Here is a 13097-nt window from a genome sequence, read left to right as displayed (position 1 = left end):
CCGATGACCACCTCCCGTCTTGCGGCGCGCGTCGGCGCCTTCACCAAGCACGGCGTCGCCGTCTCCTACGGGCTGCTCGTCGTTCTGATCGTCGCCGCCGTGATTTACAATCCGGCCTTCGCCTCCTGGGGCAACATTCAGGCCCAGCTGCAGATCGCCACCTTCATCGGCGTCATCGCGATCGGTCAGACGCTGGTCATCCTGACCGGACAGATCGACCTATCTGTGCCCTGGAACCTCACTTTTTCGTCGATTCTGATGGCGACCCTCTACGGCCAGGGCTATGGCGCCGTGACCGCGGTCGGCGCGGCGCTTCTCGTCGGCATCGTGGTCGGCCTGATCAACGCCGTCGGCGTTGCGGTCTTCCGGTTGCATTCGCTGGTCTGGACCCTTGGCATGAACGCGCTGCTCGAAGGACTGACGATGGTCTATACCAACGGTCAGCCGCCGGACTCGACCATTCCCGGTTTCGTGCGCTTTCTCGCCGTCGGCCATGTCGGGGGCTTTCCGGTTGCGCCGATCGTCTGGGCGGTGTTCGCCGCCATCACCATCGTCGTCCTGGCGCGCTCGCGCTTCGGTCGCTTCCTTTATGCGACCGGCAACAACGAGCCGGCGCTGTTTCTCTCCGGCATCGACAGCCGCATCGTCTATGTCGGCGCCTTCGTCGCCTCGAGTGTTTGTGCGGTGCTGGCCGGCATCCTTCTGACCGGTTACGCCTCACAGACCTATCTCGGCATGGGCAACGACTATCTGCTCGTGCCGATCGCCGCGGTGATCATCGGCGGCACCAACATCATGGGGGGCTTTGGCGGCTATGTCGGCACCATCGCCGGAACTTTGATCGTCGTCCTGCTGCAGTCGATCCTATCGGTCGCGCAGATCGGCCAGGCCGGCAAGAACATCGTCTTCGGCGTGATTATCATCGCCCTTGTGCTGCTTTACGCCCGCGAGGCACGTCCGACCGACTGAGCCGGATGCCGCGGAGAGACCGAGAAGCCGGATAGAGGCCTTTCGCTGGGCCTGAGCCCAAGAGGCTGGTTGGCGACGTGAGGGAGAAATCAATGATGCTCGATATCGACTTCGAGGTGCTGGATCCGCGCTTTCGGCGGCTGCATATCCCGACGGCGCGGGTCGACCGGCTATTCGAGGGCTGCCGCTGGGCCGAGGGGCCGGCATATTTTCCGGCGGGGCGCTCTCTCGTCTGGTCGGACATTCCCAACGATCGCATGCTGCGCCTCGACGAGGCGAGTGGCGCCGTCTCGGTGTTTCGCCAGCCTTCGGGCAACTCCAACGGCAACACCACCGACCGTCAGGGACGGCTCGTTTCCTGCGAACATGGCGGGCGGCGGGTCTCGCGCACGGAGTTCGACGGCCGCGTCGTGACCTTGGCCGATCGCTACGAAGGCAAGCGTCTGAACAGCCCCAACGATGTCGTGGTGAAATCCGACACTTCGATCTGGTTCACCGATCCGACCTACGGCATCGATTCCGATTACGAGGGCAACAAGGCCGAGAGCGAGCAGCAGGCCAACCGAGTTTATCGGATCGATGGACAGAGCGGTGCTGTGACGGTCGTCGCCGACGACTTCGTCCAGCCGAATGGGCTCGCCTTTTCGCCGGATGAGCGGCTGCTCTATATCGTCGATACCGGCCGCACCCATCACCCGGATGACGGCCCGGCGCATATCCGCCGCTTCGCCGTTGCCGATGACGGTAGGCTGACCGATAAGGGCGTCTTTGCCGATTGCACCAGCGGCCTGTTCGACGGCTTCCGGCTCGACACCGAGGGGCGGATCTGGACGAGCGCGGCCGATGGCGTCCATTGCTTTGACCCCGACGGTACGCTGATCGGCAGGATCAAAGTGCCGGAAGTGGTGGCAAATGTCTGCTTTGGCGGACCGAAGCGGAATTACCTCTATATTTGCGGCACGACGAGTCTCTACGGTGTCCGCTTGCCGGTGAACGGCGCCGCCGTGCCCTGAAATCGACGAACGAGAGCAGCGCCCGCGCAAGGCTGGTGCAAGCCGCGGGCGCAGTTTGATCGCCTGGTCGTCGCCGCGTGGCAACCCCCGGCTTATCGGCCTTCGCGCGCCCGTCGGTTGGGCCCGCATGCGGTGTCTCGACAGCGGGCGAAGTGGCGGCGGATCGCCCGCGCGCCCGCGCCCGTCGGTGCGATCCGCAAATGTCATCTTTTCATCGCAGTTGTGAGCGGTTAAGAGCCGCATCAGCACGCGCCCATCGCCATTTTTGAAAGCAGATCGGACCAACCATGCGTCTGTCGCGGTATTTCCTGCCCATCCTCAAGGAAAATCCCAAGGAAGCGGAGATCGTCTCGCATCGGCTGATGCTGCGGGCGGGCATGATCCGGCAGCAGGCGGCGGGCATCTATTCCTTCCTGCCGATGGGCAAGCGGGTGCTCGACAAGGTTTGTGCGATCATCCGCGAAGAACAGAACCGCTCCGGCGCCGTCGAATTGTTGATGCCGACGATCCAGTCCGCCGATCTGTGGCGCGAGAGCGGCCGCTACGAGGCTTACGGCAAGGAGATGCTGCGGATCGAGGATCGCCACGAGCGCGAGCTTTTGTTCGGTCCGACCAATGAGGAGATGGTCACCGATATCTTCCGGTCGTCGATCCGCTCCTACAAGGATCTGCCGCTCAATCTCTATCACATCCAATGGAAGTTCCGTGACGAGGTGCGGCCGCGCTTCGGCGTGATGCGCTCGCGCGAGTTCCTGATGAAGGACGCCTATTCCTTCGACCTCGACTTCGAGTCGGCGCAGACGGCCTATCACCGGATGTTCGTCGCCTATCTGCGAACCTTCAACCGGTGCGGCGTGAAGGTCATCCCGATGCGCGCCGACACCGGCCCGATCGGCGGCGATCTCAGCCACGAATTCATCATCCTGGCCTCGACCGGCGAGAGCGAGGTATTCTGCCATCGCGACTTCCTCGCCATGAGCGTGCCGGGCGCCGACGTCAACTTCGCCGACGCTGCCGAACTGGCGGCGATCGTCAAGGACTGGACGACGCCTTATGCGGCGACCGACGAGATGCACGACACCGCGCTCTGGGATGGGCTGCCCGACGCCGACAAGGTCGCCGCGCGGGGCATCGAGGTCGGTCACATCTTCTATTTTGGCACCAAATATTCCGAGCCGATGAACGCCGTCGTCACCGGTCCGGAGGGCAAGGACATACCGGTCCACATGGGCTCATACGGCATCGGGCCGAGCCGGTTGATCGCGGCGATCATCGAGGCGTCCCACGACGAAGCCGGGATCATCTGGCCGAGGTCGGTGGCGCCCTTCGATGTCGGCCTGATCAACATGAAGCCCGGCGACGCCGACTGCGACGCGGCCTGCGAGACGATCTATGCCGAGCTCGAAAAGGCCGGCGTCGACGTGCTCTATGACGATCAGGATACCCGCGCCGGCGCCAAATTCGCGACCATGGATCTGATCGGCCTGCCGATGCAGGTGATCGTCGGGCCGCGCGGCGCCAAGGCCGGGGAGGCGGAGGTGAAGGTCCGCGCGACCGGTGAGCGGGAAACAATCCCGCTCGCCTCGGTTGTTGCCAGGGTGACCGCATGAGCCTGCCGGAGAATCCCGCTCCGGCCGACGCGACCCGGGGCAGCAAGCCGTTCTCGCGCTTCGAATGGATGATTGCGGGCCGCTATCTGCGCTCGCGCCGCCGCGATGCCGGCGTGTCGGTGATCGCCGGCTTCTCCTTCGTCGGCATCATGCTCGGCGTTGCCGCGCTGATCATCGTCATGTCGGTGATGAACGGCTTTCGCGGTGAGCTTTTGCAGCGCATCCTCGGCGTCAACGGCCACATCGTCGTCTATGCGATGGACAGCCCCTTCACCGACTACAAGGAAGTCGCCGCGCGGATCGCCAAGGTTCCGGGCGTCAAATTCGTCATGCCGATGGTGCAGGGCCAGGTGCTGGCGCAGGGGCCGGGTCAGGGCTCGTCCGGCGCGCTTGTGAAGGGCACGCTGCTGAAGGATCTGGAGCAGCTCAAGCCGGTCTCGTCGAACATCAAGCTTGGGACGCTCAAAGGCTTCGACACCGGGCAGGGCGTTGCCGTTGGCAGCCGGCTGGCGCAGGCATTGGGATTGAGGCTCGGCGACAACATCACTCTGGTTTCCCCCGATGGTGACGTCACCCCCTTTGGCACCAGCCCGCGGATCAAGGCCTATCCGGTGACGGCGATCTTCGAGATCGGCCTGTCGGAATTCGACGCGGCCTATGTGTACATGCCGCTGTCGGAGGCCCAGCTCTATTTCAATCAGGACAACAAAGTTCAGTCGATCGAGGTCTTTGTCGACGATCCGGACGATGTCGCCGCCATGCAGCCGGCGATCGAGAAGGCGGCCGGGCGGCCGGTCTACACGGCCACCTGGCAGACCCAGAACGAGAGCTTCTTCTCGGCGCTGAATGTCGAGCGGAACGTGATGTTCATCATCTTGACGCTGATCGTTCTCGTCGCGGCGCTGAACATCATTTCCGGCCTGTTCATGCTGGTGAAGGACAAGGGCCGCGATATCGCCATCCTGCGCACCATGGGTGCGACCAAGGGGGCGGTGATGCGGGTATTCCTGATCACCGGCGCCTCGATCGGTGTTGCCGGCACGCTGGCCGGTTTCGTCCTCGGGCTGGTGTTCTGCCTCAATATCGAAAGCATCCGCCAGTTCTTCTCCTGGGTGACCGGCGTGGTGCTGTTCAATCCGGAATTCTATTTCCTCAGCCAGCTTCCGGCGGAAGTGGACAGCACCGAGGTCATTCTGGTCGTGTCGATGGCGATCGGCCTGTCCTTCCTGGCAACGATCCTTCCCTCCTGGCGGGCATCGCGGCTCGATCCGGTCGAGGCCTTGCGGTACGAATGATGGCAGAGAATCAAGCGCTCCGGCTCGAAGCAGTCGGCAAGGAGTATCGGCAGGGCGAGAACCATCTCGTCATTCTCGATGCGGCGGAATTGACGATCGCGCCGGGCGAGATGGTGGCGCTCGTCGCGCCCTCCGGAGCCGGCAAGTCGACGCTGCTGCATATCGCCGGTCTGCTCGACCGGCCGGATCGTGGCGAGGTCTTCGTCGGCGGTGTCGCCTGCGGCACGCTCGGCGACGAGAAGCGCACAGCGATGCGCCGCCAGGCGATCGGCTTCGTCTATCAGTTCCACCACCTGTTGCCGGAATTTTCGGCCCTCGAAAACGTCATGCTGCCGCAGATGATCGCCGGACTGCCGCGCCAAGATGCGGCCGCCAGGGCGCAGGAACTGCTCGATTATATGCGGATCGGCGCGCGCTCGGCGCACCGACCTGCGGAGCTGTCGGGGGGCGAGCAGCAGCGCGTGGCGATCGCCCGGGCGGTGGCCAATTCCCCCCATGTGCTCCTCGCCGACGAGCCCACCGGCAATCTCGATCCGACGACGTCGGGCTATGTCTTCGACGCTCTGACGGCGCTGGTCCGTCAATCGGGCGTCGCGGCGCTGATTGCAACGCACAACCACGATCTCGCGCGGCGGATGGATCATGCGATCACCCTCGACGCCGGCAAGATCGTGCCGTTCGAAATGGATTGATTGCGGGCAGGGCACTGGCGGTTCGCAAGGCCCTGCTGCGCGATGCGGAACGTCAGCCTTCGCTCATGCTTGGCGCCATGCCGAGCGCCTGCAGATAGAGGTCGAGAATCGCTTCCTGCTCCTGGCGTTCGTCGGCGTCCTGCTTGCGCAGAGAGATCACCTTGCGCAGCACCTTGGTGTCGAAGCCATTGCCCTTGGCCTCGGCATAGACGTCCTTGATGTCGTCCGAAATCGTCTTCTTTTCCTCTTCGAGACGCTCGATCCGCTCGACGAAGGAGCGCAGGTGGTCCTGGGCGACACCGTTGACGTCAGACATGGGGAACTCCGTTTTCTCGCGGCGGCCATTGCCGGCACCGCCCTCTAGTTTGGATTTGGCCGTCAGCATTTAACGGGCTTTCCTAAGCCTTTCGTTACCATGGTGCCGGCCCTGTGTGCCGGTCCTGGTCGAAGCCGAGGCATCGCGGCGCATGGGACGGGCGCTCAGCCGCGGCTCTGCCCGCGGTCAGGAATCGCTCTTGGCCTTGGCGGTGAAGGCCGCCTGCGCATCGGCGCTCGCCTCGCGCTGGTATTTTTCCCGCCATTCATCATAGGGCATGCCGTAGACGATCTCCCGCGAGGTGTCTTTGGTCATCGCGATTCCCTGCGCTTCGGCAGCCTCGCGATACCAATTCGACAGGCAGTTGCGGCAAAAGCCGGCGAGATTCATCAGATCGATGTTCTGGACGTCGGTGCGCTCGCGCAGATGGTCGCGCAGCCGCCGAAAGGCCGCCGCTTCGAGGGCTGTGCGCTCGGCATCTGAAAGGTCGGTCATGGGACTGGTCTCCGTCGATTCGCTGGTTGCGGCCGCATATCGGACACGCGCCGTTCGCTTCAAGCCTTTAGCCGGAGCGTCGCGGCGATCGGCGGGCCGCGACGGCGCTGAAAATCTGGATCGCTGGCGGCCAAGGGGGCTCTCGCATCCTGATCGGGGCCGGTGATCTTGCTCCATCGGTCAGGCTGGGACGATGAATTTATGGTCTTCGACTTTGCACCAGCTGCCGTGGGGCATATGGATGTGCCTGCGGAACAAGTCCGCCGCCCCAGCAGGTTTTTCCATGTCCCTCGAATTTGAAGATGCCACGCGCGAGGCCGAGGCCGGTCCTGCTCTCACCGCGCAAGGTCCGGTCATCGTCGAGACTCTGGCAACCCCGTTGGTCCTGTCGGCGGGGATGGCGGTGGTGCTGCTGATTCTCGGGGCGGCTTGCATGGCGATCTCGCCGGTCTTTGTGCGCAATGCCGATGTCGGATCGTTTACCAGTGCGTTCTGGCGGGCGCTGACCTCGCTGCCGCTGTTGGCGCTGTGGGCGGGGCTGGAACTCCGTGCCGCAAGACGGCGTCCCGCGAAAGCGCCCAAAAAGCCGCTCGATCACCGGGCCGTGGTCCTGGCTGGCGTATTTTTCGCGGGCGATTTGGCCTTTTGGCATCTCGCCATCATGCACACGACGATCGCCAATGCGACCTTCTTTGCTTGCCTTGCGCCGCTCTGGGTGGCGCTGTTGTCGCAAGTGACGATCGGCGAATCGGTTTCGAAACGCACCTTCGGAGGCCTCGCGGTCTGCGTGCCGGGCGCGGCCCTATTGATCGTCCATTCCGACGGCGGCACGGGATCGCCGCTCGGCGACGTCTTCGGCCTCATCACCTCGTTGTTCTTCGGCCTCTATTTTCTCGCCATGCGACGGGCGCGCGGCGGATCCGGTGCCGGGACGACGACCTTGCTGTCGACCGTGATCACGGTCGCGGTGCTGTTTCCGGTGGCGCTTGTCTCTGACGATGCCTTGCTGCCGCATTCGTTATCCGGAGCCTTGAATCTTGCGGCGCTCGGCATTGTCAGTCATGCCGGCGGGCAGGGGCTTCTATCGGTGGCGCTCGGTGTACTATCGGCCGCCTTCTCGTCGCTGGTGATCTTCATCGAAGCCGTCGCCGCCGCGGCGTTCGGATGGATTTTTGCCGGCGAAGCTTTGGGTCCCACCCAGATCGTTGGCGGAAGCCTCATTCTGCTGGGTATTTTTTTCGCACGCCCCCGCCGTGTTGCGACGGTGTCATAGAAAGGTGGCGGCGACATGCCAGAGTTCGCCCGATCGTTGACACGAGTTGCTGCAGCGCGAACACTGCCACATCGAGGATCGTTTGTTTTCAGGAAGTTCGATATGATGGGTGACGGCGTATTTTCGGCAATGCGAAAGACGATCAGCCTTGCCGCTCTGACCATTGGCGCTTTCGCTTTGACAGCCCCTTTGACCGCCGTTGCGGCGCGCGCCGATTTCAGAGTCTGCAACGGCACCCAGTCGCTGGTCGGCGTTGCGATCGGTTATCGTGCTGAAGCCGGTTGGACTACCGAGGGCTGGTGGCGCATTCCGGCGACCACTTGTAAATCGATCATCGAAGGCCCGTTGTCGTCGCGCTTCTACTACGTCTACGCAGAGGATGCCGATGGTCGGAATCGCTGGGCGGGTCCGATCAATATGTGCATCGCGGAAAACGAATTCAAAATCGTCGGCGTCAAGGACTGTTTGAAACGCGGCTACCAGCGCATGGGCTTTCGCGAATACGACACCGGCGAGCAGGCGAGCTGGATGGTTCAGCTCACCGAAGCACCACGTAAGGAATCGGGGACAGAATGAGACGTAATCGTAGGGTCAAGATTCTCGCGACCTTGGGGCCGGCTTCCTCGTCCGAGGAGATGATCCGCAAGCTGCATGAAGCCGGCGCTGACGTCTTCCGCATCAATATGAGCCATGCAGACCACGACTTGATGCGGGCGCTGGTTCAGCGCATCCGTAATGTCGAATCGCAGATCGGACGGCCGATCGGCATTCTCGCCGACCTGCAAGGGCCGAAGCTCCGCGTCGGCCGCTTCGCCGACGGCAAGGTCACCCTCAAGGTCGGGCAGACCTTCACCCTCGACGACAATCCCGCGCCGGGCGACGCCCAACGCGTGCAGCTTCCGCATCCGGAAATCCTCGAAGCGGTCGAGGTCGGCCACCGGCTGTTGATCGACGACGGTCGGCTGCAGCTTGAATGCGTGGCCACCGACCAGACCCATATCGAATGCAAGGTCGTGGCCGGCGACAAGATTTCCGACCGCAAGGGCGTCAGCCTGCCGGACACGACGCTTGCCACAGGCGCGCTGACGGAGAAGGATCGGGCCGATCTCGACGCGGTGCTCGCCGCCGATGTCGACTGGGTGGCGTTGTCCTTTATCCAGCGCCCTGACGATCTCGCCGAGGCGCGCAAGATCGCCCGCGGACGGGCCTTCCTCTTGTCGAAGATTGAAAAGCCGCAGGCCGTCGAGCGGCTCGACGAGATCATCGAACTCTCCGATGCGATCATGGTGGCGCGCGGCGATCTCGGTGTCGAGGTGCCGCTCGAAGCGGTGCCGGGTATCCAGAAGCGGATCACCCGCGCCGCCCGCAAGGCCGGCAAGCCTGTGGTTGTCGCCACCCAGATGCTGGAATCGATGATCTCAGCCCCGGTCCCGACCCGTGCCGAAGTCTCTGACGTCTCGATCGCCGTTTACGAAGGCGCCGATGCGATCATGCTGTCGGCCGAATCTGCGGCGGGCGACTATCCGGTCGAGTCGGTCGCCATGATGGATCGGATCGCCCAGCGGGTGGAAAAGGATCCGCTCTATCCCGGCATCATCTTCGCCCAGCGGCCAGAACCCGAACCGACCGGCGCCGACGCCGTGTCGCTTGCCGCCCGTCAGATGGCCGAGACGTTGAAGATTTCGGCGATCGTCACCTATACCGCGACGGGCACCACCGGCCTTCGTACCGCCCGCGAGCGGCCGCAGACCTCGATTATCGCGCTGTCGCCGGTGCTGTCCACCGCGCGCCGGCTGTCGCTGGTCTGGGGTCTGCACTGTGTTGTCACCGAAGATGCCCAGGATCTCGACGACATGGTCAATCGCGCCTGCCGCATCGCCGTCGAGCAGGGCTATGCCAAGTCCGGCGAGCGGGTGATCATCACCGCCGGCGTGCCGCTGCGCACTCCCGGCGCAACCAACATGCTGCGCGTCGCCTATATCGGCTCCGACGGGCTCTCGGCAGTCTGATCGCCGATCACCAATGATTCGACGGGGCCGGGGCATGTCCCCGGCCTTCGGTCGTCGGCAGCAACCGCCATGATCGATCGCAGTTGTGGCCGCGACGCGCTATCGCCGTCGCGAAAAATCGGCCGCGGTGATGTTTCGAAGGGGCGCCGCCCGTTCCGTTAAGCACGATGCGTCGATTCAGAGAGTTAGAGCGTCCTGTCTGCGTCCGATCGGACGCAGACAGGACGCTCTAAATCACCGGACCGGTCAACTCGTCAGCGAGGCGTCCGGCGGCGTCCTGGGCGGATTTCAGCGCGGGATAGATCGCCAGCACCTTCATATAGGTGTCGAAGGCCTTCTGATTCTCGTCGAGATGCTCAAGAATCATCCCGAGGCCCATCAGCGCCCCCCAATGGCGCGGTTCGCGGGCAAGTGTCTGCTCGATGTCGGCCAGCGACTTGCCAAACTTGTTCATGGTGAAATTCAGCGTCGCGCGACGATTCCAAGCCTCGGCATAGGCCGGATCGAGCACGATGGTCTGATCGAGCACGTCGAGGGCCGCGGCGTTGTTCTGGTCGGCCATCGCCTTGGCCGCGCGCTGCATCAGGAGATCGACGGTGGCGCTGCCGGACCGGCGCCACTGTCGCTCGATCTGCGCGGCGATGCTGCGGGCCTTGTCCGCGTCCGGCTGCTTGCGAAGCTCGCCGAACAAGCGGTCGAGCGTTTGCGCTTGGGTCTCGTTCGGCTTGGCGTCGGCGGTCGCGTTCGGGGGCCCGTCGCTCGGCAGGGCGTCGGCCGCGCCGTCGTCGCTAAAGGGCGTGCCGCCGAAGGCGTCGGGCGAGGAGCCTGGGCCCTCGTCCGGAGCCGGCACCACCATCGGCGGCGTGTTCTCGCCGCCTGGCGGTTGCAGATTTGGCATTGGCGAATCGTCGGGGGCTTGGAGGCCGGGCGGCGCCTGTTGTTCTTGCGCCAAGGCGAGAGGCGCCGCGCTGCCCGCAAGGGTGAGGGAAAAGGCGAAGGTCAGAGACGAAACGATCCGCATCGGCGAAGGGTCGTCCATCGCTTGGCGACTGTCAATTCGACGATTTCGTGAGCGGCGCTCTCGCGTCTCGTTGGACAATCTTACGGCAGGCCGCTCTCCGCTCGAGACGCAAAAAACCCGCCGAACGGCTCAGCCATTGGCGGGTTGTTCATGCTTATCAACAGCTGCGCCGATACGATCCCGGCGCGCCGCACTCAGCCCTGGCGGGCCTTGAAGCGCGGGGCTTCCTTGTTGATGATGTAGATGCGTCCCTTGCGGCGAACCATGCGGTTGGCGCGATGACGGGACTTGAGGGCCTTCAGAGAATTCTTGATCTTCATGAGTTCACCGGATCGATCGTCGCGACGATCGGGTCCTTCCGCTCCGCCGCATAGTGAAAAAGGCGCACCGATCAAGACGCGCCAGATGATGGTTGCAGATAGCCAGAAGAGGATTTGATGTCAATCGTCCACTTGGCAGAAGCGGCGTCAAATGCCGCTTGTACGGGCTTTGACTCGGGTGACGTGACCCATTTTGCGGCCCCGCCGGGCTTCAGCCTTGCCGTAAAGGTGCAGCACAGCGGCAGGTTCGGCCACCAGCGCATCGAATTGCGCGACGTCGTCGCCGATCAGATTTTCCATCACGCAAGCAAAGTGCCGGTCGGTCGGCGCCAGCGGCAAGCCGGCGATGGCGCGGATGTGCTGCTCGAACTGCGAGCACAGGCACGCCGCCTCCGTCCAATGGCCGGAATTGTGCACCCGCGGCGCAATTTCGTTGACGACAAGCGTGCCATCCTTCCCGACAAAGAATTCGACGCCGATCACGCCGACATAGTTCAGATGGGTCAGGATTTGGCTGGCCATCGCCTTCGCCCGCTCGGCGATTTCCGCGGTGATCTGGCCGGGCACGGTCGAGGTTTTGAGAATGCCGAGGGTGTGGACGTTTTCCGCCGGATCATAGGCAACGATTTCGCCGGATTGGCCGCGCGCGGCGATCACCGACAATTCGAACGCGAAGGGCACCTTTTTCTCAAGGATCGCAGGCGCTCGGCCGATTTCCTCAAAGGCATCGGTAAAGGTCGTCTCGGCGTTGATCCGCGCCTGACCCTTGCCGTCATAGCCGAAGCGGCGGGTCTTCAAAATGCAGTCACCGCCGAGATCGAGCAGGGCATGGCCGAGTTCGTCGGCGGTATCGATCGCCCGCCACTCGGCGGTGGCGACCCCGATGCCATTCAAAAACGCCTTCTCGACCACGCGGTCCTGAGAAACCTCGAGCGCTTCAGCTGGCGGATGCAGCGGCGTGTCGCCGATGACCGCGCGAACCGGCTCGACCGGGACGTTTTCGAATTCATAGGTGACGACGTCGGACATCTCGAACAGGCACCGCAGCGTCGGTTCGTCGTCATAGGGGCCGACGATCAGCGTCGTCGCGACCTGCGCGGCCGGGCAGTCCTTGCTCGGATCGAGCACGGCGATCGTGTAGCCGAAACGCGCTGCGGCCATCGCCAGCATCCGGCCGAGCTGGCCGCCACCGATGATACCGATCGTTGCGCCGGGTTGCAGGGGAGCGCCACTCACGCCTCGTCCCTCACAGGTTCGGCCGTGACGGCTGCCGTCCGCTCCTCGCGAAAGGCATCCAGACGGGCGGCGACGTCGTCATTCGCGAGGGCAAGGACCGACGCGGCGAGAATGGCGGCGTTGATCGCGCCGGCGCGGCCGATCGCCAGTGTTCCGACCGGCACGCCGGCCGGCATCTGAACGATCGACAGCAGGCTGTCCTGTCCGGAGAGCGCGCGGCTTTCGACCGGCACGCCGAACACCGGCAGCGGCGTCATCGCCGCCGTCATGCCGGGCAGATGGGCGGCGCCGCCGGCGCCCGCGATGATCACCTTGAAACCTTCAGCCTTGGCGCCCGTGGCGAAGCGATAAAGTCGTTCGGGCGTGCGGTGGGCCGAGACGATTCTTGCGTCGTAACCGATCTGCAGCTCGTCGAGGGTCTCGGCGGCATGCTTCATCGTCGCCCAGTCGGACTGGCTCCCCATGATGATCGCGACGGGCGGTGTCGATCGGCTGCTCATGCAATGATATCCGGAATGATCTGGTCTTCGAGGTCCTGAAGCTTGTCCTTGATGGCCAGCTTTTTCTTTTTCATGCGCTGGACGCGAAGACGATCGCAACCCATCGCCTCCATCGCTTCGACTGCGGCGTCGAAATCAGCATGTTCCTGACGCAATCTGGCCACTTCGAGCCGGAGCGCCGCCTGCTCCTGTTCCCCCATCGACTTCCTTTCGAGACACTTCGCCGCACCCTGAAGGCGGTTCGGATCGAAGGTCATGTGCCATCATCACAATTCGTAAACCGGCATCTCACATTCCGCACCGGCAACTTGTTTCCCCCTTCGACAGTACCAAACTTTTATGACACGC

The 13097-nt window shown here is 63.7% G+C and carries 15 protein-coding genes; 8 read left to right on the top strand and 7 right to left on the bottom strand.

Annotation, left to right across the window (positions count from 1 at the left end; genetic code table 11):
• Nucleotides 1-3 precede the first annotated feature (3 nt).
• From J1C48_RS10345 to J1C48_RS10325, 5 genes are all read left to right on the top strand, one after another.
• Complete coding sequence (locus J1C48_RS10345) at nt 4-969, top strand: ABC transporter permease (protein WP_207257755.1); 966 nt, start codon at nt 4-6, stop codon at nt 967-969.
• 95 nt (nt 970-1064) lie between these two features.
• Nucleotides 1065-1982 (top strand): SMP-30/gluconolactonase/LRE family protein, encoded by a 918-nt coding sequence (locus J1C48_RS10340; protein WP_207257796.1) that lies wholly within the window; start codon nt 1065-1067, stop codon nt 1980-1982.
• A gap of 287 nt (nt 1983-2269) precedes the next feature.
• A complete protein-coding gene (gene proS, locus J1C48_RS10335; protein WP_207257754.1) occupies nt 2270-3592 on the top strand; it encodes a proline--tRNA ligase in 1323 nt (440 codons plus the stop codon).
• Nucleotides 3589-4887 carry a lipoprotein-releasing ABC transporter permease subunit gene (locus J1C48_RS10330; RefSeq protein WP_207257753.1) on the top strand — a complete coding sequence of 433 codons (1299 nt, stop codon included), beginning with the start codon at nt 3589-3591 and terminating at the stop codon, nt 4885-4887. The genes proS and J1C48_RS10330 overlap by 4 nt, the downstream gene beginning before the upstream one ends.
• On the top strand, nt 4887-5579 hold the full coding sequence (locus J1C48_RS10325; protein WP_207257795.1) for an ABC transporter ATP-binding protein: 693 nt from the start codon (nt 4887-4889) through the stop codon (nt 5577-5579). Before J1C48_RS10330 ends, J1C48_RS10325 begins: the two co-directional genes overlap by 1 nt.
• 52 nt (nt 5580-5631) lie before the next feature.
• On the opposite strand, the gene J1C48_RS10320 is transcribed toward J1C48_RS10325, so the two are convergent.
• Nucleotides 5632-5895, bottom strand: coding sequence for a DUF2312 domain-containing protein (locus J1C48_RS10320; protein ID WP_207257752.1), 264 nt, complete (start codon nt 5893-5895; stop codon nt 5632-5634).
• A gap of 186 nt (nt 5896-6081) precedes the next feature.
• Nucleotides 6082-6390 (bottom strand): DUF1244 domain-containing protein, encoded by a 309-nt coding sequence (locus tag J1C48_RS10315; protein ID WP_207257751.1) that lies wholly within the window; start codon nt 6388-6390, stop codon nt 6082-6084.
• 283 nt (nt 6391-6673) lie between these two features.
• Between J1C48_RS10315 and J1C48_RS10310 the strand changes: the two genes are divergently transcribed.
• From J1C48_RS10310 to pyk, 3 genes are all read left to right on the top strand, one after another.
• Nucleotides 6674-7663 (top strand): DMT family transporter, encoded by a 990-nt coding sequence (locus tag J1C48_RS10310; RefSeq protein ID WP_231081678.1) that lies wholly within the window; start codon nt 6674-6676, stop codon nt 7661-7663.
• A 129-nt stretch (nt 7664-7792) separates the two neighbouring features.
• Nucleotides 7793-8239 (top strand): DUF1036 domain-containing protein, encoded by a 447-nt coding sequence (locus J1C48_RS10305; RefSeq protein ID WP_207257793.1) that lies wholly within the window; start codon nt 7793-7795, stop codon nt 8237-8239.
• The gene (gene pyk, locus J1C48_RS10300) at nt 8236-9672 is read left to right on the top strand and encodes a pyruvate kinase (RefSeq protein ID WP_207257750.1); all 1437 of its coding nucleotides are present in this window, start codon (nt 8236-8238) and stop codon (nt 9670-9672) included. The genes J1C48_RS10305 and pyk overlap by 4 nt, the downstream gene beginning before the upstream one ends.
• 229 nt (nt 9673-9901) lie before the next feature.
• Here the strand turns inward: pyk and J1C48_RS10295 are convergent, their stop codons facing one another.
• The 5 genes from J1C48_RS10295 to J1C48_RS10275 form a co-directional block, all read right to left on the bottom strand.
• The gene (locus J1C48_RS10295; protein WP_207257749.1) at nt 9902-10570 is read right to left on the bottom strand and encodes a tetratricopeptide repeat protein; all 669 of its coding nucleotides are present in this window, start codon (nt 10568-10570) and stop codon (nt 9902-9904) included.
• Nucleotides 10571-10887: 317 nt separating this feature from the next.
• Nucleotides 10888-11013: a type B 50S ribosomal protein L36 gene (gene ykgO / locus J1C48_RS10290; RefSeq protein ID WP_084411784.1), complete on the bottom strand. Its 126-nt coding sequence runs from the start codon at nt 11011-11013 to the stop codon at nt 10888-10890.
• Nucleotides 11014-11160: 147 nt separating this feature from the next.
• Nucleotides 11161-12249: a 5-(carboxyamino)imidazole ribonucleotide synthase gene (locus J1C48_RS10285; protein ID WP_207257748.1), complete on the bottom strand. Its 1089-nt coding sequence runs from the start codon at nt 12247-12249 to the stop codon at nt 11161-11163.
• A complete protein-coding gene (gene purE, locus J1C48_RS10280; protein ID WP_207257747.1) occupies nt 12246-12749 on the bottom strand; it encodes a 5-(carboxyamino)imidazole ribonucleotide mutase in 504 nt (167 codons plus the stop codon). Before purE ends, J1C48_RS10285 begins: the two co-directional genes overlap by 4 nt.
• Entirely contained in the window at nt 12746-12949 is a 204-nt protein-coding gene (locus J1C48_RS10275; RefSeq protein ID WP_207257792.1) for a YdcH family protein, read from the bottom strand. The genes purE and J1C48_RS10275 overlap by 4 nt, the downstream gene beginning before the upstream one ends.
• Nucleotides 12950-13097: the final 148 nt, after the last annotated feature.

The organism is Jiella flava (assembly GCF_017349315.1).
In the GTDB taxonomy this organism is placed as follows: domain Bacteria; phylum Pseudomonadota; class Alphaproteobacteria; order Rhizobiales; family Rhizobiaceae; genus Jiella; species Jiella flava.
The sequence above is the reverse complement of the archived record's forward strand: the minus strand, read 5'-3'. Positions and strand labels throughout refer to the sequence as shown.

Coding starts and splice junctions, on each gene's coding strand:
- J1C48_RS10330 (WP_207257753.1), top strand. CDS start 3,589: ATGAGCCTGCCGGAGAATCCCGCTCCGGCCGACGCGACCCGGGGCAGC.
- J1C48_RS10340 (WP_207257796.1), top strand. CDS start 1,065: ATGCTCGATATCGACTTCGAGGTGCTGGATCCGCGCTTTCGGCGGCTG.
- J1C48_RS10275 (WP_207257792.1), bottom strand. CDS start 12,949: ATGGGGGAACAGGAGCAGGCGGCGCTCCGGCTCGAAGTGGCCAGATTG.
- J1C48_RS10315 (WP_207257751.1), bottom strand. CDS start 6,390: ATGACCGACCTTTCAGATGCCGAGCGCACAGCCCTCGAAGCGGCGGCC.
- J1C48_RS10305 (WP_207257793.1), top strand. CDS start 7,793: ATGCGAAAGACGATCAGCCTTGCCGCTCTGACCATTGGCGCTTTCGCT.
- J1C48_RS10320 (WP_207257752.1), bottom strand. CDS start 5,895: ATGTCTGACGTCAACGGTGTCGCCCAGGACCACCTGCGCTCCTTCGTC.
- ykgO (WP_084411784.1), bottom strand. CDS start 11,013: ATGAAGATCAAGAATTCTCTGAAGGCCCTCAAGTCCCGTCATCGCGCC.
- J1C48_RS10345 (WP_207257755.1), top strand. CDS start 4: ATGACCACCTCCCGTCTTGCGGCGCGCGTCGGCGCCTTCACCAAGCAC.
- purE (WP_207257747.1), bottom strand. CDS start 12,749: ATGAGCAGCCGATCGACACCGCCCGTCGCGATCATCATGGGGAGCCAG.
- pyk (WP_207257750.1), top strand. CDS start 8,236: ATGAGACGTAATCGTAGGGTCAAGATTCTCGCGACCTTGGGGCCGGCT.
- J1C48_RS10310 (WP_231081678.1), top strand. CDS start 6,674: ATGTCCCTCGAATTTGAAGATGCCACGCGCGAGGCCGAGGCCGGTCCT.
- J1C48_RS10295 (WP_207257749.1), bottom strand. CDS start 10,570: ATGCCAAATCTGCAACCGCCAGGCGGCGAGAACACGCCGCCGATGGTG.
- proS (WP_207257754.1), top strand. CDS start 2,270: ATGCGTCTGTCGCGGTATTTCCTGCCCATCCTCAAGGAAAATCCCAAG.
- J1C48_RS10325 (WP_207257795.1), top strand. CDS start 4,887: ATGGCAGAGAATCAAGCGCTCCGGCTCGAAGCAGTCGGCAAGGAGTAT.